Source organism: Rugamonas rivuli (genome assembly GCF_009380165.1).
Lineage (GTDB): Bacteria > Pseudomonadota > Gammaproteobacteria > Burkholderiales > Burkholderiaceae_D > Rugamonas > Rugamonas rivuli.
In genome coordinates this window covers 97408-118478 of the sequence record NZ_WHUF01000012.1, presented here as the reverse complement: position 1 = coordinate 118478, position 21071 = coordinate 97408, and the positions used below count along the sequence as shown (strand labels likewise).

The following is a 21071-nucleotide window of genomic DNA, read 5'->3' as shown; positions in this document are numbered from 1 at the left end:
TTTCCAGCGGCGACAGAGCGGCCTACCATCCGCTCTTTTCAAAAAAGCACGAGCGGACATAATCCGCCCGCGCCGACATCCTGCAAGGAGCACTTCATGCCTACCCCCGCATTGTTCAACCTCATCGGCAATACGCCCCTGGTCCCCGTCACCCGTCTGGACACCGGCCTCTGCCAGTTGTTCCTCAAACTGGAATCGCAGAATCCCGGCGGTTCGATCAAGGACCGCATCGGCCTGTCCATCATCGAAGCGGCCGAAGCCGACGGCCGCCTGCAACCGGGCGGCACCATCATCGAAGCGACCGCCGGCAACACCGGCCTGGGCCTGGCCCTGGTCGGCCGCCTCAAGGGCTACCGCGTGCTGCTGGTGGTGCCGGACAAGATGTCCACCGAAAAAGTGCTGCACCTGAAAGCGCTGGGCGCCGAAGTGCGCACCACCCGCTCCGACGTCGGCAAGGGCCACCCCGAGTACTACCAGGACTACGCGGCGCGGCTGGCGCGCGAACTGCCGGGCGCCTTCTTCGCCGACCAGTTCAACAACCCGGCCAACCCGCTGGCGCACGAAACCACCACCGGCCCGGAGATCTGGGAACAGACCGGCCATGAACTCGACGCCATTGTGGTCGGTGTCGGCTCGTCCGGCACCTTGACCGGCCTGACCCGCTACTTCCGCCAGGCCGCGCCCAACGTGGAATTCGTGCTGGCCGATCCCAAGGGTTCCATCCTGACCGAGTACATCGACACCGGCCGCGTCTCCGACACCAGCGGCTCGTGGGCGGTGGAAGGCATAGGCGAGGACTTCATTCCCGCCATCGCCGACATGACCGGCGTGCGCAAGGCCTACACCGTCAGCGACCAGGAAAGCTTCGACAGCGCCCGCGCCCTGCTGCGCGCCGAGGGCATCCTGGGCGGTTCGTCGACCGGCACGCTGCTGGCCGCCGCGCTCAAGTACTGCCGCGAACAGACCACGCCCAAGCGCGTGGTCACCTTCGTCTGCGACACCGGCACGCGCTACCTGTCCAAGGTCTACAACGACGGCTGGATGCACGACCAGGGCCTGCTGCAACGCCCGCCGCTGCACGATCTGCGCGACCTGATCGGCCGCCGCTTCGACGCAGGCGATGTCGTCAGCGTAGCGCCGGGCGACACCCTGCTGACCGCCTTCAACCGCATGCGCAGCACCGACCTGGCGCAGTTGCCGGTGATCGAGAACGGCAAGCTGGTCGGCATCATCGATGAATCGGACCTGCTGCTCAAGGTCGACAACCACGCCGAACAGTTCTCCAGCCTGGTCGGCACCACCATGACATCGCGCCTGGAAACGCTGCACCCGAGCGCCAACGTGCAAGCGCTGCGCAGCACGCTGGACCGCGGCCTGACCGCCGTGGTCGCCGAGGGCGACACCTTCTACGGCCTAATTACCCGCTTCGACCTGCTGAACCACCTGAGAAGGACTTTATCTTGAACGACAACAAAAAAGCCCACCTGGCCACCCGCGTGATCCACGGCGGCCAGTCGCCCGACCCGACCACCGGCGCCATCATGCCGCCGATTTACGCCACCTCCACCTTCGTGCAGGACAGCCCTGGCGTGCACAAGGGCCTGGACTACGGCCGCTCGCACAACCCGACCCGCTGGGCATTGGAGCGCTGCGTGGCCGACCTGGAAGGCGGCGCCCAGGGCTTCGCCTTCGCCTCCGGCCTCGCGGCGATCTCGACGGTGCTGGAACTGGCCGACGCCGGCTCGCACATCATCGCCGGCGACGACATGTACGGCGGCAGCTACCGCCTGTTCGAGCGGGTGCGCCGCCGCAGCGCGGGCCACGACTTCACCTACGTCGACCTGACCAATCCGGAAAACCTGCTCGCCGCGATCCGCCCCGAGACCAAGATGGTGTGGGTGGAAACCCCGACCAACCCGATGCTCAAGCTGGCCGACCTGAAGGCGATCGCCAAGATCTGCCGCGAGCGCGGCATCATCGCCGTGGCCGACAACACCTTCGCCAGCCCGCTGGTGCAGCGTCCGCTGGAACACGGTTTTGATATCGTGGTGCACTCGACCACCAAGTACTTGAACGGCCACTCCGACATCATCGGCGGCATCGCCGTGGTGGGCGGAGAGCCGCACCAGCAGGCTTGGTGCGAGCAGGTCGGCTTCCTGCAAAACTCGGTGGGCGCCATCGCCGGCCCGTTCGACAGCTTCCTGGCGCTGCGCGGCGTGAAGACGCTGGCGATCCGCATGGAGCGCCACTGCCGCAGCGCGCTGGACCTGGCCCGCTGGCTGGAGCAGCAGCCGGAAGTGCGCAAGGTCTACTACCCTGGCCTGGAGTCGCACCCGCAGCACGAACTGGCCAAGCGCCAGATGGACGGCTTCGGCGGCATCATCTCGATCGACCTGAAGACCGACCTGGCTGGCGCGCGCCGCTTCCTGGAAACCTGCTCGGTGTTCGCGCTGGCCGAAAGCCTGGGCGGCGTCGAAAGCCTGATCGAGCATCCGGCGCTGATGACGCACGCCACCATCCCGCCGGAAACGCGGGCCAAGCTGGGCATCGGCGACGGCTTGATACGGCTGTCGGTGGGAATCGAGGATATAGAGGATTTAAGGGCCGATATTCGCCGTTCGCTCGACGCGATTTAGGTGCTAGTATCCGGGCATTGACTATTCAGCCGGAAAGCAGCCCGAAAGCTCATGGAATTCCTCTTCATCATCATTGGCGTACTGGCCATCGGCGCCCTCTACTCGGTCGGCGTGGCCAGCGCCAAGCCGGTGCCCGGCAGCGACTTTTACAAGGTGTCGAAGGATGGCCGCGTGCTGGCCTCCGGCGGCCCCAAAGTGACGGCGCTGCGGCCCAAGGTCACGCCGGACGGTTTGATGGTCAAGCTGCGCAACGGCAACCGCACCGGCGAGTTCCTGGTGCACGACCTGGTGGCCGAGGCGCACCTGCCCAATCCATCGGGCTTGAAGTACGTGCGCCACAAGGACGGCAACCTGCGCAACAACAAGGTCGAGAATCTGGCGTGGAGCAAGGAACCCGTCGCCGAGCCCGTCGTGGCGCCGGCGCCGCCCCCAGAACAAGCACCGCCGCAGACGCGCTATGCGTCACCTGCGGCGCGGGCCGCTGCGGCAGCCCTGGCCGCTGCAGCGGCGGAAGCGGAGGCAAGCTCCGCTCCGTCGAAAACCATCGGCGATGCACTGCCCGGCGGCGCACCTCAGTCACCTGGGTGATATTTGCGCTCCAGGTTCTTTTCCACGTCAGCCTTGTAGAACAACACTTCCTTGAACTCCCCGCGCGCGTACATCGCGGCCTGGTCGCTGAAATGCGGCGAGGCCGGGTCGCCGCTTTCCCCGCCCGCCAGGATGCTGCGCGCCTTGATGCGCGGCCCGAACTCCACCGCCGCCACGAAGCTGTTGCCGCGCTCGCCGTAGAGGCGCTTGGTCTTGCTCTTGCTGGTCATGCCGTAGGCGGCCAGCGAGCCCCAGTTGGCTGAAGCGAAGGCCACCGGCAAGCTGGGCTTGCTGTCGTCGAAGGGCTGGACGATGTCGCCGGTCAAACGTTGAAAACGATTTATATCGCCCCATGGCGTCTGCCATGTGCCGAAGTCCGCCGTCAGCTTGGCCGCGGCGCGCTCCAGCGCTTGCAGGCGTTGCTGCGGCGTGATCGCGGCCTGGATGTAGTCGAGCACCAGCACCTCGCGTGCCTTGGCCGCCGCGCCGTAGGTGGCCGTCAAATCCTGCGCCCAGAACACCGCCAGCGAAGTTGGCACCGAGTCCAGCGCGTAGCGCATGTCCCAGCCGCGCAGCGCGGCGATCTGCGGCGCCAGGCTGCCCTTGAGCGTATCGCCGGCCGGCAGCTCATCCCACGCCGCGAACAGTTGCGGCAGCAGCGGCTCGAAGGCCGGCAACTGACTGTCGTAGGCACTGGCGATCAGGCTGTCGAGCGTGAAGTTCTTCTTGTTCTCCAATACCCGCACCGCGTGGATGCCGCGCGGGTTCTCGGGGTTCATCGACATGTAGGCCGGATAGTCACGCGCCTTGGGGCTGTACGCGCCGGCCGCCGTGTACGGCCAGTTGTTGGTGTTCTGTATCCAGCCGTTCTTCGGATTGAACAGCGTGATGGTTTCCTTCACCGCGTGCAGGCCTTGCCATTCGGTGGCAGGATCGCTGCCGTCGACCGGATGCTTCCAGTCGAACTTGGGATCGCGGCGCGGAATGAAGTTACCGTGGAAGTAGGCGATATTGCCGTCGGCATCCGCGTACACGGTGTTGTTGGACGAATTGGTGCGCAACTCCATCGCCTTGTAGAAGTCCTTGTAGCTGCGGGCCTTGGTGCGGATGTAGGATTGCGTCAGCGCCTTCAGCGGTTCGTTCATCAGGCGCACGGCGATCCACTTGCCGTCTTTCGAGCGCACGATGGGGCCGTGGTGGCTGTAGTAGACCTTGACCACCTTGCTGGCCATGCCGGCCGCCGTCTTGTACGGCAGCGTGATGTCGACCGCCTTCAGCGGCCGCAGCTCCTGGCCGTACTGGTAGTAGAACTGGCCGTCCTTTTCGCTGATGGTTTCCAGGTATTCGTCGATGACGTCGCCGCCGCCGGAGGTGTGCATCCAGCCCAGACGGTCGTTGAAGCCCTGGTAGACGAAGAACTGGCCCCAGGTCACGGCGCCGTAAGCGTTCAGGCCCTGCTCGCTGTGCACCTGCACCTCGGGCCGGAAGTAGAACGAGGTGTGCGGATTGATCAGCAGCAGCGCATGGCCGCCCCTGGTCAGCGCGGGCGCGATGGCGAAGCCATTGGAGCCGCCCGGCTCTTTCTCCAGGTCGCGGCCCTGCCCACCCGCCGAGATCAGCACGGGCGGCGCCAGCGGCAGCTTGGCGCCGTTGGCGTACAACTCCTGCAACTGCTTGAGGTCCACCGATTCGATGTCGCCGCCGATGCTGCCCTCGCTGAAGCTGAGCGCCATCCACGGTTCGAAGTGCGTGATGAGCGCCGGCTTGACGTCCGGGTGCGTGGCCAGGTAGTAGTTCAAGCCGTCGGCGAAGGCCGTCATCAGCTTCTTCAGCCACGGCGGGCTTTGCCGGTACTGCGCCTGCAAGTCCGCCGGATTGATGAACAGCTTCATGCGCAGGTCGCGATACAGCTCGGCCTCGCCTTCGACCTCGGCCAGCCGGCCCATGGCGTTGATGTAATTGAGTTCGACCCGCTTGAAGTCATCCTCGGCCTGTGCGTACATCAGGCCGAACACGGCGTCGGCATCGGTCTTGCCGTAGACGTGGGGGATGCCCCATTTGTCGCGCAGGATGGTCACGCGCTGTGCCGCCGCCTTCAGCCTGGCTACCTCGGAGGGGACTGCCGGTGGCGCTGCCGCCGCATTCATCGCAATACAACACAACAAGGCAGGCAAGGCGCGCATCGGCAGACTCCGTACAGTGAGGGGTGAACAGCTTAGCTGGCGTCGACCAGCTCCGAGATGCGCAGTTGCAGCGCGGTGATTTCCGACCGCAGCGCGGCGTTCTTTTCCTTGAGCGAAGCGTTTTCCGCCCGCAGCTCGTCCACCTCGGTCATCGGACGGTAGTCGCCGCCGCCCTCCTTGGCTTCCTTGGCCGGACGCGAGGCGGCGCGCAGCTCGCGCACTTCCTTGGCGGCCTTCTGCAGCTCCTTCTTGCCGCCGGCGACCGCGGCCACCTGGTCGGCTTCCGGCAGCGAGGCCACGGTGGCGGCGGCGTTGATCGAGATCGTCCCCGAGCGTACCGCCTCCACCAGTTCCGGCGTCGCCGTCTTCTGGATCTTTTCGATCTGGCTGATGGTGGCGCTGCTCAGGCGCGCGGCGCGGGCGATGTCCTCGCGCGAGGTCAGCGGCATGGCGGCCGGCTTGGCCTTGGGCGCCTCGCCTTCGGGCGGCGCGATGGCGGCATCCTCGGCGGCGGCCTGTGCGGCCAGCTCGGCCACGCGGGCGGCGACGATTTCCTTCTTGCGCAACGCCAGCACGCCGCGCTGGAAGTCGGAAATGCTGCGGCGGCCCAGATTGTTATCGATCATCCACAGCTTGACGTCGTCCAGGTTGCGGAAACTGGTGTTCTCCGTGACCTTGAACGGCACCCCGTGCTGCTGGCAGATCTGATAGCGGTTGTGGCCGTCGACCAGCACATCTTCCCACAGCACCAGCGCGTCGCGGCAGCCTTCCACCAGGATGCTGCGCTCCAACGCCGTGTATTCGGCCTCGGTCAGCGGCTCGATGTAGCTGCGCAACACGTCGTTAATTTTAATTTGCATAGTTATCCTCGAATTACCGGCGGGCCGGCGCCTGTGCGCCCGGCCGCTTCGCCGTCCAGCATGCTACACCATCCGGGGCGCCCGGCCCAAGCCCGGCGCCGCATGGCTACTAAGGCAATCTTAAGAAACATTCATTAAGATATTTCCTAGTCAACTTGCTTTCTCCGCTAATTGACACCGAGCCCCGACAGGTTTACCACCTGCTCGGGGCTTTCTTCGTCTGTGGTGCGGGCCTGACGGATGGTTGCATTTGCATAAAGCTTGGCGCATGATTCAGCTTCCTCAATAAAGGCGTTACCATGATCAACTACATCATCTATGTATCCTTTACCGACGCTAAGCCAGACTCGATCGAGCGCCTGAGCATCGAACTGTCGAAGTACAACATCGCCGCCGGCATCAAGGCCGACGATGGCCGCGCCTACTACCTGCCGCCCGGCACCTTCACCTACAACGGCAAGGAAACCATCAACGAAGTGCGCGACGCCATCCACAGCCTGGCCGAAACCATCCAGCCCGGCGCCTCGGTGCTGGCGACCGAAGCGACGACGATCTCCTGGAGCGGTTTGAAGGAAGTGCAGAACCCCGTCTAGTTCTAGTTCTTGCCGGCCGCCTCGACGTAGACCTCGTCGTCGCAGCCAATCTCGCGCGGCGCCGCCTGCCCGGCGCTGCCCACCAGCTGCGGCAGCTCGCGCTCGGTGCTGAAGTCCAGCGGCAGCGCCACCCGGATCTCCTGCAGGTACTTGCGTTCGGAACACACCAGCGTGATGCGCGCCGCCACCTGCTCGCCGTAGCGCGTCTTGACCCGGTCGAAGAAGTCGCCGACACGGAAGCTCTTGCCCACGCTGCCCAGCACGATCTTGCCCACCTCCGAATCATTCACCACCCGCACCGCCGACACGGCCTTGATGAAATACGCGTCCGGCGGCAGCGCCTGGCATTTGCCGTGCTTGTTCCACTCGTAGGCGCCGAACGTGCGCTCGAAATAGAAGTTGGGCATCCACGGCGCGATCTGGTCTATGGTTTCCTTGCTCAGCGCGAACTGCTGGCCGTCGCAGCTGCCGTAGTGCGTGCCGCACTCCTTCTTGTTCGGCCACAGGCCGTGCAGGCTGAGCGTCTTCGCCGCCAGCGCCCCGCTGTTCATGGCGTCGCACTCCGGCTTCTTGCCCTTGTACTGCACATGCTCGCAGAAGCCCGGCTGCCAGGTGATGGCCAGCACGTAGCTGTCCTGCTGATTGGGGAGGCTGCAGCTGTCGCCGCCGCCCGACGGCCCCTTGGGCGGCTGGTCGGCCAGCGCCGGCGTGCCGCAGCTGCGCTGCACCCAGCGCAGCTTCGGTTCGGCGCCCGGCACCTCGACCCGCAGCCAGTCGTAATCGACCTTGTTAATTTCGCGCACCGTGTAGGCCGTGCCCGCGACCACCCGCGCATCGCCCGGATTGCTCTGCTTGGCGAACGAGGAGTAGGCCTCGCAACTGGCGGTGGCGGTGAACTTGCCGCTGGCCGATTCGCTCGCCTGGCCGGCTATTGCAAAGAAAGTAAGAAATATCGCTGCGGAGAGTAGGCGGGACATGGCGGCTCCAGGATTGGTCGGAAAGGTGTCCATTTTACCGGAGGCGCCTCCAATTTCATGAAACTTAATATTTCCAAATTTCACATTTAGTTGACTAAATAATATCTACCATAACTAAAAGAAAATACTATTACCAATCTGTAATGATATGAAATGCAGGGCTGGATACAATCAGATACAAAGCGATTCAGAGTGTTACAAGAAGATGACACCTGCGCTCCGAATGCATAAACGTGAAAATAAAATGGTAACAGTCCAAAATATTTCAGCTGTACGCTCGACGGTTAATCTGATGCAAAGGGCAAAACTGCTGGTCTTGCAGCGGGCGCTTCCTTTGGCGCTGCATTTCCGCAGCCATCGCAAACTCTTGGCCGCCTTGAATACCGAGAGATTCGCCTCCCTGATCCAAAAACATCCCAAAATCAAATACAAGTATTTAAGAGGGAATTATTTATCGCAATCCCTGAAGGTCAAGGATGCGCTGGAAATTCTGCAATATCATTATATTTGCTTGGAAAGAAAGATTTCGGATAATTTCTTTACCCGGCTGTTCGATGAGTTTCCCGTGATTTGGGAATCCGTGGTCGGCGAGCAGCATTACCGGATAAGAATGGCGTTTCCCCGCAATCTGCACCGCCCGTACCGCGTGGTCGACCACGAGGGCGATTTGCTGCTGCTGTTCGAAGCGGACGACCAGACCCTGTACGTGATGTGCGCCACCATCGTGCCGGGCGAATTGGCGCGCAATTGCTGGAACGCCTCCAGCTCGGACCGGGCTATATTCGTCGGCAAGATACAGGGCATGAAAGGCACCCACGAAACCATGCGGGCCGCCACCAAGGCCTTGCACGATGTGGCGCCGCCGCGCATGCTGTTATGCGCGATTGAAGCGCTGGCCCGGATATTCCATGCCGATACGATAGTCGGCGTATCGAATAAAGAGCAATTATCGAAGAATAATGCTGATTACGAATCAAGTATCTATTTTGACTACGATACTTTCTGGACCAGCATAGGCGCGCACGAAACGGATAAAAACGCTTTCTACCTCGATTCCAGCCTGCCGGAGAAAAGCATCGAGCTGGTGCAGCAGAAACACCGCTCGCGCACGCTGGCCAAGCGACGCTTCCGCAAAGGCATCGTCGACGCCATCGAAGAAAACCTGAACCGCGACCTGCTGAACGGCGGCGCGGCTGCTCCGCAAACCGAGGCCCCAATCCCGGCCGAAACCACGGCCTAAAGCCAGCCGGCGTCGCGCGCGAGGCGGAAGGCTTCGACCCGGTTGCCGGCATCGAGCTTGCTGATCGCCTCCGACAGGTAGTTGCGCACCGTGCCCTCGGACAGGTGGATCTGGCGGGCGATCTCGCCGCTGCTCCTGCCCTCCCCGGCCAGGCGCAGCACCTGGCGTTCGCGCTCGTTGAGCGGGTCTTCCCGGCCGCTCCAGCTCTCCAGCGCCAGTTCCGGCGCGATGGCGCGGCCGCCCGCGTGCACGGTGCGGATGGCCGCCGCCAGCGTCTCGGCCGGCGCATCCTTGAGCAGGTAGCCGCGCACGCCCGCGCCCAGCGCCCGCCGCAGATAGCCGCTGCGGGCGAAGGTGGTGACGATCATCACCCGCGTCGGCAGGCTTTCCCCGGCCAGCGCGGCGGCCAGCTCCAGCCCCGTCATCAGCGGCATCTCGATATCGGTCAGCAGGATGTCCGGCCGCAGCGCGCGGCACAGCGCCAGCGCCTCCTGGCCGTTCGAGGCACGCCCCACCACATCCAGATCGCCCTCCAGCCCGAGCAGCGCCGCCAGCGCGCCCAGCACCAGCGCCTGGTCTTCGGCGATCACCACACTAATCATCGTCATGCAGCCCCTCCCATGGGCAAACTCAATTCCAGCGCCACGCCGCGGTCCACCCGCAGCGCCAGGCGGCCGCCCAGCGCCGCCACGCGCTCGCGCATGCCGCGCAAGCCGTTGCCATGCTCGATGGCGCCGCCGTCCGGCAGCGCGCGGCCGTTGTCGCGCACCCGCAGCACCACCATACCCGACTCCAGCGTCATCCGCACCTCGCAGTGGCTGGCGCCGGCGTGGCGCAGGATGTTCGTCACCGCCTCGCGCAGCGCCAGCGACAGCACGCTCTCCAGTGTGGCCGGCAAGGCGCACGGCGCCACGTCCTCGGTGAGGCCGACGCTGGCCGCCGCCAGGCTGGCGCGCGCCGTCGCCAGTTCGTGCGAGAAGCCGGTCTGGCGTATGCCCGTCACCGCCGAACGCACCTCGCTCAAGGCCTGGCGCGCGGTGTGCTCGATATCGCGGATCTCGTTGCGGCAGGCTTGCGGGTCGCGCTCCAGCAGCTTGCCCGCCAGTTCGGCCTTCAGCGTAATCATCGACAGCGTATGGCCCAGCAGGTCGTGCAGGTCGCGCGAGATGCGTTCCCGCTCGGCGATGCGGGCGATGTGGGCCACCTCCTCCTGCTTGTGCATGAGCTGCACCCGCGAGCGCCGCAGGCTTTCTTCGACTATCGCGGCCACGCCGACCGGCGCACCGACGATCAGCACCGGCACCAGGAAATTGATCTTCAGGCTCACGTACGGCGTAATCAGGCAGGCGCACAGCAGGACCAGCGTGATGCCAAGATAGGCATAGCGCCGCCGCTCAATGCGCGCGCACATGCCGGCGGCAAAGATGAAGAAATTGCTGGCGCCCGGATTGTAGGGCGCCCACAGCATGCCCAGCATCAGCACGAACAGCAGCTGCGGCATGGCCTTCAGATTGCAGTACCAGAAGCTGCTGAAGTAGACCGGGAAGAACACCAGCAACGTCAGCACCAGCAAGGCCAGCTCCAACGCGCCAGGACGAACGTAGGCATACTTCCACAGCATGAACAACAGCGACAGCGTCCACATATACGGCGCCTTGCCCATCACCGGCGGCACCCACGGACCGCGCAGCGCGGCCGCCAGGCTGTGTTGAATACCCACGTTCATCCCGCCGCGCTTATTGGTTCACCAGACGCACGTCGGCGATCTGGAAGCTGTACTCGCCCAGTTCCGGCCCGGCGTTAAAGGCGATCATGGTGACGGCGCCGAAGTCGATGCCCTTGAAGCCGTCGAACGGCAGCACCACTTCCTGCCACTGCTCCGAAGCCTGGAACGACTGGTTGACCGGGATCGACACGCCGGTCGACATCACGGCGACGTTGTAGCGGCGGCCATCGCCCTTGACGCGGAAGCGCAGCACCTTGGCGCCGCGCAGGTCGGCCGGCTGCATGGGCTGCGCGCCCGGCATGAAGGCCAGCCCCGCCCATGGATAGGCAAAACCGGCCGCCACTTTCGCGCTCACCGCCAGCGGACGCTGGCCGTCCGCGCCGGCGTCCTGCACCTTCAACTCAACGCTGGACTGGCCGCCCATGAACTTGTCGACGGACGGTCCCCAACCCAGGCCGAACGGGCTGGCCAGCTTGTCGGCCGAGAATTGGCTGATGCGGCCATCGGCCGGCAGCGCCAACGGCTGCTGCGTGCGCGGCGCCAGCTCGGCCGCCACGCTCTCCTGCTGCGCCTTGCGCAGCGGGCTGACGGCGTCGCCGTCCTTCCACACTTCGACGATATTGTGCAGCGCGCCGATATCGCTGCCGGCGTCGCCCTGCACCAGCAGCAGGTTGGCCTTGTAGCCCTTGGCGATGCGGCCACGGTCGGCCAGCTTGAAGGCGCGCGCCGGCGCCGACGTGGCGGAAGCCAGCGCCTGCGGCGGCGTCAGGCCGGCCTGCACCAGCGAGTTCAGTTCGTGCAGCAGGCTGACGCCATACTGGGTGCCGGAGTTGCCGGCGTCGGTGCCGGCCAGCAGCGGCACGCGCGCCTGGTTGAGCGCCGCCACGACCTGCTTGGGCGCCGCCATCAGCGCAGCATTGGCCTGCTTGCCATAGGTGACTTTGAGCGGCGCCGTCTGTTCCTTGTTCAGCAGGCCGGCCAGGCCGGCGTCGCCCAGCACGTCCTCCTCGCGCAGGCCGGCAATGCTCTCCAACACGCTCATGGTCGGCACGATGAAGGCGCGCTTCTGCTGCGCCAGTTTGACGAAGGCAGCCAGTTCCTGGTCGCTCAAGCGGGCGCCGTTGAACAGGTGGGCCAGGCCGTCGGCGCCGGCGTCCAGCGCGGCGCTGGCGCTGGCCAGGCTGCTGATGTGAACCACCGCCAGCTTGCCGCGCGCATGGGCGGCGGCTATCACCGCTTTCACGGTCGGCAGGTCCAGCGTTTTCATCGGATGGGCGGGCGAGCCCTCTTCCATCACGATCTTGATGAAGTTGGAGCCCTCGGCGATGCGGGCATCGACGAAGTCCTTGGCGTCCTCAGGGCGCGTCAGCGTGGGAATCGCCATGCCGTATTCGGTGCCGTGGCCGCCCGGCGCGGTGATCAGGGTGCCGGAGGAGTACACGTCGGCCTCGCCATGATTGTCGTTGCTGCGCATCTTCTGGTTCAGCTGCTGCATGGTGCCGACGGAGGTGAACATATCGATCTGCGTGGTCACGCCGAACATCAGCGGCAGGTCGAGGTAGCGGTAGGCGTGGACGTGGGCGTCGATCAGGCCCGGCATCAGCGTGCGGCCGGCGCCTTCGACGACGCGCGCACCGGCCGGAGCGCGGCCACGGAAATCTGCATCGACGATCTTGTCGCCCTTGACCAGCACCGAGCGCTTTGCGTGCAGCTGCTCACCGTCGAACACGCGGGCGTCGCGTATCAGCCAGGTATCGGCCAGCGCGGGAATGGTCAGGCCCAGGCCACAAACAAACAACACTTTCGACAATACAGGTTTCATGGAACTCTCCAAGGTTGGTATGGTGTCAGTGTGCCGCCATGAGGACGATGCGGCCAGAAGCAAATGCCACAACTTTGACATGACAATTGTCAGCTTGCCCGGCGGCCTGCCGATGCGGTTAGAATTGTACTAAACAAGTCCTGTCCGCCGATATGGAAGAAAACCACTGCATGCTCACCCGCCGTTTACGAAACTTCACCTGCATCGGCGCGCTCGGCCTGAGCATCTGGCCGGCGCTTGCCACACCACCTGCGCCCGCGCCCACGGTCAAGTTCGCACCGGTGCCGGTGGACTCGATTTTTCGTCCGCTGCAAGCCAAGGGTTCGGCCGACGACGCGTTGGCCAGCGGCCGCGTGGTGCCGGGCACCTATGCGATGGCCGCCAAGGCCGGCAAACACTGGCGGATCGCCTTCCTGTTCCCGCATCTGAAAGACCCATACTGGGCCGGCTGCAGCTATGGCGTGATCAGCGAAGCGCGCCGGCTGGGCGTGGCCGCCGACATCCTGCCGGCCACCGGCTACGACGACCTGAAAGGCCAGCTGCGGCAGATGGACGCCGCCATCGCCGCCAAATATGACGCCATCGTCATCTCGCCGATCGGCATGACGGCCAATAACGCCTCCATCGCCAAGGCGCGCGCCGCCGGCATACCGGTGTTCGAACTGGCCAACGACAGCCGCAGCGACGACCTGGCCATCAAGGTGACGACCTCGCTGCGCAGCATGGGCACGGAAGCGACCCGCTGGGTGGTGCGCGACGCCCAGCAGCGCGGCCTGAAGTCGATCAACATCGCGCTGCTGCCCGGCCCCATGGGCGCGGGATGGGTCAAGGGAGAAGTGGACGGCACGCGCATCGCCGCCCAGGAAGCGCAGATCGCGGTCAACATCATCGACATCCGCTACGGCGACAGCGACCGCAAGGTGCAAACGCAACTGGCCACGCAGATGCTGGCCAAGCACGGCGCCAAGCTCGATTACCTGATCGGTTGCACCGGCTGCGCACCGGCGGCGGTGCAGCCGGTGAAGGACGCCGGCTTGAACCGCAAGCTGCGCGTAGTCGCCTACGACCTGACCGACGAGATCGCCCGCATGATACGCAGCGGCGACATCTACGCCGCCGCCGACACCAAGGGCGTGAGCCAGGCGCGGGTGGCGATCAACGCCGCCGTCAATCTGCTCGAAGGGCGCGGCAAGGAGCTGCCGCACACCATCCTGATCAAGCTCGGACTGGTCGACCAGCAGAACTTTGCCACCTACCCCTTCGACACGTCGATCGCGCCGGAAGGCTACAAAGTCGTGCTGTCCTACGACCCGGCCAAGAACTGATCAGGCCTGGCGGCGCTTCAGCTCCACCACCGGCGCGGTGCGGTGGCGTGCCGTCAGCGCGGCCCATTCCGCATCCGCCTTGTCCAGCGCCGCCAGTTTCACGTGGCCGTAGCCGCGCACCTGGTCCGGCAACTGCGCCAGCGTCAATGCAGCCTCCTTGTTGTCAGCCCACACACCGGCCGCCACTTCGCGGGCAAAGGCCAGGTAGCGGTCGCGCAGCGCGCGCTCGCGCTTGCGCTCCTGCGAGTAGCCGAAGACGTCGAGCACCGTGCCGCGCAAGCCCTTGAAGCGCGCCAGCGCGCCAAAGGCCGGCATCATCCACGCGCCGAACGTCATCTTGGCCGGCACGTCGGAGCCGGGCTTGCGGCGAGCCAGCAGCGGCGGCGCCATGTGGAAGGCCAGCTTGTAGTCGCCGTCGAACTGCGCGGCGATCTGCGCGCGGAAGGCAGGATCGGCATGCAGCCGGGCCACCTCGTACTCATCCTTGTAGGCCATGACCTTGAACAGATTGCGCGCCACCGCCTTGCTGAGCTGACGGCGCGAGCCGCTGCCTTCCAGCGCCAGCTCGCGCTGTTCGACGGCGGCCACCGCGTCGGCGTACTGGCGCGCGTAGGCGGCATTCTGGTAGCTGGTGAGCCAGTCGACGCGGAAGGCCACCATCTCGGCCAGCGACTTCGGCGCGGCGAACTGGATCACCTGCTGCGCCGGTTGCGCCAGGCGGTTCAACGCCGAGCTGTCCGCAGCCGCCAGGCGGCCCAGCATGAAGGCGCGCTTGTTCATGTCGACGGCGACGGCGTTCAGTTCTATCGCCCGCATCAGCGCTTCCAGGCCCACTGGCACCAGGCCCATTTGCCACGCATAGCCCATCAACAGGATATTGCCGCCGATAGGATCGCCGAGGAAGCGCGCAGCGGTTTCCTGCGCGTCGAGCTGCAGCACATTGGCCGCGCCGGCGGAGGCGGCCAGCTTCTCCAGCAGGCCGGCCTTGTTGATCGATGCATCGCGCTCGCGGGTGAATTCGGCGGTCGGGATCTCGCGCTCGTTGGCCACGACCTTGGTGTGACCTTCGCGCATGACGGACAGGCTGTCCGGCATCGCCGCCACCACCAGGTCGCAGGCGAACACCGCGTCGGCCTGGCGCAGGTCGATGCGCACCTGGTTCAGACGCGACGGCGACGACGCCACCCGCACATGCGACAGCACCGCGCCGCCCTTCTGCGCGAAGCCCATGAAGTCCAGCGTCGAAGCGCCCTTGCCTTCCAGGTGGGCCGCCATCGTGATCAGCGCGCCGACCGTGACGATGCCGGTGCCACCAACGCCGGCCACCAGAATCTCGAACGGCTTGGCCAGCGCGTGATGCGGCGGCGTTGGATAGGCGGCCAGCGCCCGCTCCAGATCGGCCAGCGACAACTGCACGCTGGCAGGCTTGCGCAGCGAGCCGCCCAGCACCGAGACAAAACTCGGGCAGAAGCCTTCGACGCAGGAGTAATCCTTGTTGCAGGACGATTGCTCGATCTGGCGCTTGCGCCCCAGTTCCGTCTCCAGCGGCAGGACGGACAGGCAGTTCGACTGCACGCCGCAATCGCCGCAGCCTTCGCACACGGCCGGGTTGACCACCATGCGCCGCGCCGGGTCGGGGAAGACCACCTTGTCCGGCTTGTTCTTCTTGCGGCGGCGGCGCTTCTCGGCCGCGCAGGTCTGGTCGTACACCAGCACCGTCACGCCGGCGATCTCGCGCAGCATGCGCTGCATCGCATCGAGCTCGCTGCGATGGTGCACGGTCACGCCTTCCGGCAGCGCCACGCCCTGGTAGTTTTCCGGCGCATCGGTCACCACCACCACTTTCTTCGCGCCCTCGCTGCATACCTGCTGCACAATCTGCGGCACCGACAGGCTGCCGTCCACCGGCTGGCCGCCGGTCATCGCCACCGCGTCGTTGTAGAGGATCTTGTAGGTGATGTTGGTGCGCGCCGCAATCGCCTGCCGTATCGCCAGCGATCCCGAATGGTAGAAGGTGCCGTCGCCCAGGTTCTGAAACACATGCTTCTCGCCGACGAAGCGCGAGGAACCCACCCAGCTGATACCCTCGCCGCCCATCTGCGCCAGGTAGTTGGTATCGCGCTTCATCCAGGTCGCCATGAAGTGGCAGCCGATGCCGGCCAGCGCGCGGCTGCCTTCCGGTACGCGGGTCGAAGTATTGTGCGGACAGCCGGAGCAGAAATACGGCGTGCGCTTGACGCTGTCCGCGCCGTTCGACAGCAGCTCGGCAGCGCAAAAGTCGGGCAGCATGCGCGTCAGGTCCAGCTGCGGGAACACCGGCGCCAGCCAGCGCACCAACGCCGGCGCGATGCGCGAAGGCCGCAGCTCGCCCAGCGCCGACAGCAGAGGATGGCCATCGCGGTCTTCCTTGCCGACGACGATGGGACGCTGTGCCTCCGGCAGGTTGTAGAACAGGTTCTTGACCTGCTGTTCGATGACGGCGCCCTTCTCCTCCACCACCAGGATTTCCGTCAGGCCCTCGGCGAATGCGGCCAGGCGGGTGCGCTCCAGCGGATAGGTCAGGCCCGGCTTGTACAGCCGCACGCCCAGCTGCTCCAATCTTTCAATCGGCAGCGCCATGCGCTCCAGCGCCTCGATCAGATCGAGGTAGGCCTTGCCAGCGCTGATGATGCCGATGGTGGCCTGCGGCGCCTGCACCACCATGCGGTCGATCGAATTGGCGCGGGCGAAGGCCTGCACCGCCTCCAGCTTGGCGGCCACGCGCACCTCCAGCGCCAGGCCGGGCAAGTCGGGCCAGCGGTTGTGCAAGCCGTCCGGCGGCGCCACGTAGTCGGTCGGCTCGACGTAGCGCGGCAGCGGCGGCAGCTCGACCACGGCGCCGCCCTCCACGGTTTCCGAGATGGCCTTGAAGCCGCTCCAGGCGCCGGAGTAGCGCGACATGGCCCAGCCGTACAGGCCGAACTCCAGGTACTCCTGGATGTTGGCCGGATTAATCACCGGCATGCCCCAGGCGATCAGTGCCTGCTCGCTCTGGTGCGGCATCGACGATGACACGCAACCGTGGTCGTCGCCCAGAATCACCAGCACGCCGCCATGCGGCGACGAGCCGTACACGTGGCCGTGCTTGAGCGCGTCGCCGGCGCGGTCCACGCCCGGTCCTTTGCCGTACCACATGGCGAACACGCCATCGACCTTGCGCGTGGGATCGGCTTCGACCTGCTGCGAGCCCATCACGGCGGTCGCGCCCAGTTCTTCGTTGATCGCCGGCAGGAACTCAACGTGGTGGCGTTGCAGCAGATCCTTGGCACGCCACAGTTCCTGGTCCACGGCGCCCAGCGGCGAGCCGCGATAGCCGCTGACAAAGCCGCCGGTGTTGAGCTGCCGGGCTTCGTCGCAGATCTTCTGCATGCACAGCAGGCGCACCAGCGCCTGGGTGCCGGTCAGGAAGACGCGGCCTTCGGCGCGGGTCAGGTTGTCGTCGAGCGCGTAGTGCGGATCGGCCAGGAACGGCGCCGGGATGGTCATGGTATTCATAGTCTCGTTATAGGTTTTTTGATGAGGAAGGATATGCCGCACGAGGCGAAAAATTATTTCTATCTCATCGATTTCCAGCGCTAGAATGGCGAAAATCTTTCTCAAAACGAGCAAATAAATGAAAAACATTTCTATCGACCCGGCCTCGGTCAAAATCCTTGCCGAACTGCAAAAAAACGGCAGGATTTCATCGAACGAGCTGGCGGAAAAGATCGGCATGTCGGCCAGCCCGTGCTGGCGCCGGCAGAAGGAGCTGGAAGACAGCGGCTACATCGTCCGCTACACTGCGCTGGTCGACCGCCGCAAGCTGGGGCTGGCGGTGGTCTGCCTGCTGCACATCTCGCTGCTGCGGCATGCGGAAGGCGTGGTCGAACAGTTCGAGGAAGCGATGCGGCTGCGGCCGGAAGTGGTGGAATGCTACGAAACCACGGGCAGCTCGGACTACATGGTCAAGGTCATCGTGGCCGACATGGATGCGTACCACGATTTCCTGCACAACGTGCTGGTCAAGCTGAATGGCGTATCGCAGGTCAACACCAGCGTGGCGTTGCGCGAGGTGAAGTACGAAACGGCGCTGCCGCTGTAGGCAAAAAAAAAGCCGCCCGGAGGCGGCTCTACGAAGCGCGGCGGATCAGGCGCGCTGCTTGCGGCGCGCAGCCACGCCGACCAGGGCCAGGCCGGCCAGCATCATGCCGTAGGTTTCGGGCTCAGGCACGGTGGTGATCTGCACGTCGTCGATGCCCGCCTGGCCAGAGCCACCACGCAACACGAAGGACTGCGCCACGCCGCTGAACGTTACCGAGGTAGCAGCAAAGGCATAAGGATTGCTACCCAGTTGTACCGAACCCAGCAAAGTTCCAGTGCCGTTCAGGCCGGAGTACACGTCCATATAGGAAGTCGAAAACGCGCCGGAGGTGAACGACAGGCTGGTGAAGCCCGCAGCCACGTTGGCTACGGCCATTTCCACACCGTTATAGGCCAGGTTGGGCAACGAGGTTTGGCCGTAGCTGCCATCGACCGTGAGGAAATCGTGATAGCTGACTCCGTAATTCACACCAAACGCCCCGGCGCTGTCGGTGCCGCCGTTGTAGAACTCGTCGACCGCAGCGTAGGTCGTGACGCCGTCAAAATTCATCAGAATCGTCGCCGCCTGCGCTTGCAGCGCCAAACCCAGCAGCCCGACCAATACGCTAGCCTTCAATGCAGATTTCACCGTCATGATATCCCCGTTTCTGTAATTTATTGATAATATTGAAATGTAATTGTCATTTTGAAAACACAACGAGTCAACAATAGCACGCTGTCGAAATAATAACAATCGATAGCGAACTCAACTGTGGTGCGCATGCCAAAGCGCCTTGATTTTCAATGATTTATGGTTTTTTAATCATCTTTACCAAAACTGTTCGACGGGTATAATCTGGGGTCGCATGCTCGGTCCCTGCATGCTTTTCAACATTAAAGGAATCTTCGTGAATCGTTCGCTTATCAGCGCCGCCTGCTGCGCCCTGCTCGTCCTTTCCGCGCCTGCGCTGCACGCCCAGCAGGCCGGGAACGCCGCCGCGCCAGTCTCCGGCATCGACCTGAAAACCCTGGATACCGCGGTGCGTCCGCAGGATGACTTCTACGGCTACGTCAACGGCATCTGGACCCGCAACACCGAGATTCCGGCCGACAAATCGACCTGGGGCACCTACATCGAATTGCGCGAAACCGCCCAGGTGCAGCTGCGCGCACTGATCGACGCCACGCTGAAAAATCCCGGCAAGCCAGGCAGCGACGCGCACAAGATCGCCGACCTGTACACCAGCTTCATGAACGAAAAGGCCCGCGACGCCGCCGGCTTCAAGCCGCTGCAGGCCGACCTGGCCCACGTGGCCGCCGTCAAGGACAAGAAGGACTTGCCGGCGCTGTTCGCCTACCTGCAACGCAACGGCATCCAGACGCCGTTCTCGGCCGGCGTCGCCGCCGATGCGCAGGATCCAGAGCACTACACCGTCAACGTCAGCCAGTCCGGACTGGGCCTGCCCGACCGCGACTACTACCTGAAGGATGACGACGCCAAGCTCAAGGCCGTGCGCACCAAATACCAGCAGCATATCGAGGCCATGCTGGCCATGAGCGGCGACAAGGACGCCGCCGCCCACGCCGCCCAGATCCTCGACATCGAGACCCGCCTGGCCGGTGCGCAATGGACCCGCGTGCAGATGCGCGATCCGGTCAAATCGTACAACCGCGTCGACTTCGACAAATTCGCCACGCTGGCGCCGGCCTTTGACTGGAAGGCTTACTTCGCCGCCGCCGGCCTCGCGCCTAAGGCATCGTCGGCCGTGGTGCGCCAGCCGAGCTTCCTCGGCGGCTTCTCCGAGACCGTGGCCAACATCCCGCTGGAAGCGTGGAAGAGTTACTTCACCTGGCGCATTATCGAAAGCTACGCATCCTATCTGGACAGCGCGGCCGTCAAGGAACGCTTCGCCTTCGAAGGCACGGTGGTGCGCGGCGTGCCGCAAAGCGAACCGCAGTGGCAACTGGCGCTGCGCTTCACCGACGGCGCGCTGGGCGATGCGGTCGGCAAGCTGTACGTGCAGATGTACCTGCCGCCTGAAACCAAGCCGCGCGTGATGGCCATGTTCAACAACTTCGTCGCCTCGTTCAAGGACGGCATCGAGAAGCTCGACTGGATGGGCCCGGAGACCAAGAAGGAAGCCCAGCTCAAACTGGCGGCCCTGAAACCAAACATCGCCTACCCGGAAAAATGGCGCGACTACAGCGCCATGAAAACCCAGCCGAACGACCTGATCGCCAACGTGCGGGCAGCGCGCGTGTGGAGCCGCCAGCGCAATCTGGAAAAGCTGGGCAAGACGGTGGACCGTGACGAATGGTCGATGACGCCGCAAACCGTCAACGCCAGCTACAGCCCTGCGCTCAACGCGATCACGATCCCGGCCGCGATCCTGCAGCCGCCGTTCTTCAACGTGAAGGCAGAAGACGCGGTCAACTACGGCCTGCTCGGCATCACCTTCGGCCATGAGATCAGCCACGCCTTCGACGACTCCGGCAGCCAGTACGACGCCAAGGGCCGCCTGCGCAACTGGTGGACTGCGGACGACCGCACCGCCTTCAAGGCGCGCGCCAACGGCCTGGTGAAGCAATACGGCGCCTACAGCCCGGTGCCAGGCTACTTCATCAACGGCGAGCTGACCCTGGGTGAAAACATCGGCGACAACTCCGGTTTGTCGATCACCTACCAGGCCTACCAGCGTTCGCTGGGCGGCAAGCCGTCGCCGGTGCTGGATGGCCTGACCGGCGAGCAGCGTCTGTATATCGGCTTCGCCATGAAGTGGCGCGCTAAACTGCGCCCTGAAGCGGCGATCGCCCAGATCAAGAGCGATCCACATTCGCCGGGAGAGTTCCGCGCGAAGGGTACCGTGATGAACCAGCCTGGCTTCTATCAGGCGTTCGACATCAAGCCGGGCGATCCGATGTATCTGCCGCCTGAGCAGCGCGTGATCATGTGGTAAAAGGATAGTTCAAAACAAAAAAAACCGCGCTCTCCTCGGAGATTCGCGGTTTTTTTTAAGTCCATT

General features: G+C 64.5%; 16 protein-coding genes. 8 read left to right on the top strand and 8 right to left on the bottom strand.

Features of this window, described 5'->3' with window-relative positions; all coding sequences use genetic code 11:
* The first annotated feature begins 96 nt into the window (after positions 1 to 96).
* The 3 genes from GEV01_RS29550 to GEV01_RS31000 are packed head-to-tail and all read left to right on the top strand — an operon-like array spanning position 97 to position 3224.
* Complete coding sequence (locus GEV01_RS29550; protein ID WP_152809838.1) at positions 97 to 1464, top strand: pyridoxal-phosphate dependent enzyme; 1368 nt, start codon at positions 97 to 99, stop codon at positions 1462 to 1464.
* Positions 1461 to 2636 carry a trans-sulfuration enzyme family protein gene (locus GEV01_RS29545; RefSeq protein ID WP_152809836.1) on the top strand — a complete coding sequence of 392 codons (1176 nt, stop codon included), beginning with the start codon at positions 1461 to 1463 and terminating at the stop codon, positions 2634 to 2636. The genes GEV01_RS29550 and GEV01_RS29545 overlap by 4 nt, the downstream gene beginning before the upstream one ends.
* Before the next feature lie 51 nt (positions 2637 to 2687).
* Positions 2688 to 3224: an HNH endonuclease gene (locus GEV01_RS31000; protein ID WP_217428525.1), complete on the top strand. Its 537-nt coding sequence runs from the start codon at positions 2688 to 2690 to the stop codon at positions 3222 to 3224.
* Here GEV01_RS31000 and GEV01_RS29535 read toward each other — a convergent pair.
* Complete coding sequence (locus GEV01_RS29535) at positions 3209 to 5407, bottom strand: acylase (protein WP_152809834.1); 2199 nt, start codon at positions 5405 to 5407, stop codon at positions 3209 to 3211. The two genes, GEV01_RS31000 and GEV01_RS29535, sit on opposite strands and share 16 nt — an antisense overlap.
* 32 nt (positions 5408 to 5439) lie before the next feature.
* Positions 5440 to 6267 (bottom strand): ParB N-terminal domain-containing protein, encoded by an 828-nt coding sequence (locus tag GEV01_RS29530; protein ID WP_152809832.1) that lies wholly within the window; start codon positions 6265 to 6267, stop codon positions 5440 to 5442.
* Positions 6268 to 6566: 299 nt separating this feature from the next.
* Here GEV01_RS29530 and GEV01_RS29525 point away from each other — a divergent pair, with 299 nt between their 5' ends.
* Positions 6567 to 6860, top strand: coding sequence for a hypothetical protein (locus GEV01_RS29525; protein WP_152809830.1), 294 nt, complete (start codon positions 6567 to 6569; stop codon positions 6858 to 6860).
* A 2-nt stretch (positions 6861 to 6862) separates the two neighbouring features.
* Here the strand turns inward: GEV01_RS29525 and GEV01_RS29520 are convergent, their stop codons facing one another.
* Complete coding sequence (locus GEV01_RS29520) at positions 6863 to 7837, bottom strand: ribonuclease T2 family protein (RefSeq protein ID WP_152809828.1); 975 nt, start codon at positions 7835 to 7837, stop codon at positions 6863 to 6865.
* Between the two features lie 223 nt (positions 7838 to 8060).
* Between GEV01_RS29520 and GEV01_RS29515 the strand changes: the two genes are divergently transcribed.
* Positions 8061 to 9077, top strand: a complete 1017-nt coding sequence (locus GEV01_RS29515; RefSeq protein ID WP_175023292.1) for a DUF535 family protein — start codon at positions 8061 to 8063, stop codon at positions 9075 to 9077.
* On the opposite strand, the gene GEV01_RS29510 is transcribed toward GEV01_RS29515, so the two are convergent.
* Genes GEV01_RS29510 through GEV01_RS29500 form a run of 3 tightly spaced genes read right to left on the bottom strand, consistent with a single transcriptional unit; the run spans position 9074 to position 12625 of the window.
* The gene (locus GEV01_RS29510; protein ID WP_217428524.1) at positions 9074 to 9685 is read right to left on the bottom strand and encodes a response regulator transcription factor; all 612 of its coding nucleotides are present in this window, start codon (positions 9683 to 9685) and stop codon (positions 9074 to 9076) included. The two genes, GEV01_RS29515 and GEV01_RS29510, sit on opposite strands and share 4 nt — an antisense overlap.
* Positions 9682 to 10797, bottom strand: a complete 1116-nt coding sequence (locus tag GEV01_RS29505) for a sensor histidine kinase (protein WP_328595658.1) — start codon at positions 10795 to 10797, stop codon at positions 9682 to 9684. The genes GEV01_RS29510 and GEV01_RS29505 overlap by 4 nt, the downstream gene beginning before the upstream one ends.
* Before the next feature lie 16 nt (positions 10798 to 10813).
* Positions 10814 to 12625, bottom strand: coding sequence for a CIA30 family protein (locus GEV01_RS29500; protein WP_152809822.1), 1812 nt, complete (start codon positions 12623 to 12625; stop codon positions 10814 to 10816).
* A 170-nt stretch (positions 12626 to 12795) separates the two neighbouring features.
* Here GEV01_RS29500 and torT point away from each other — a divergent pair, with 170 nt between their 5' ends.
* Positions 12796 to 13950: a TMAO reductase system periplasmic protein TorT gene (gene torT, locus GEV01_RS29495; RefSeq protein WP_235914629.1), complete on the top strand. Its 1155-nt coding sequence runs from the start codon at positions 12796 to 12798 to the stop codon at positions 13948 to 13950.
* Here torT and GEV01_RS29490 read toward each other — a convergent pair whose 3' ends face one another.
* Complete coding sequence (locus GEV01_RS29490; protein ID WP_175023290.1) at positions 13951 to 17484, bottom strand: indolepyruvate ferredoxin oxidoreductase family protein; 3534 nt, start codon at positions 17482 to 17484, stop codon at positions 13951 to 13953.
* A 118-nt stretch (positions 17485 to 17602) separates the two neighbouring features.
* Between GEV01_RS29490 and GEV01_RS29485 the strand changes: the two genes are divergently transcribed.
* Positions 17603 to 18070 (top strand): Lrp/AsnC family transcriptional regulator, encoded by a 468-nt coding sequence (locus tag GEV01_RS29485; RefSeq protein ID WP_008447788.1) that lies wholly within the window; start codon positions 17603 to 17605, stop codon positions 18068 to 18070.
* A 45-nt stretch (positions 18071 to 18115) separates the two neighbouring features.
* Here the strand turns inward: GEV01_RS29485 and GEV01_RS31255 are convergent, their stop codons facing one another.
* On the bottom strand, positions 18116 to 18703 hold the full coding sequence (locus tag GEV01_RS31255; protein ID WP_235914628.1) for a PEP-CTERM sorting domain-containing protein: 588 nt from the start codon (positions 18701 to 18703) through the stop codon (positions 18116 to 18118).
* Between the two features lie 253 nt (positions 18704 to 18956).
* Between GEV01_RS31255 and GEV01_RS29475 the strand changes: the two genes are divergently transcribed.
* Positions 18957 to 21005, top strand: a complete 2049-nt coding sequence (locus tag GEV01_RS29475; protein WP_328595657.1) for a M13 family metallopeptidase — start codon at positions 18957 to 18959, stop codon at positions 21003 to 21005.
* Positions 21006 to 21071 lie beyond the last annotated feature (66 nt).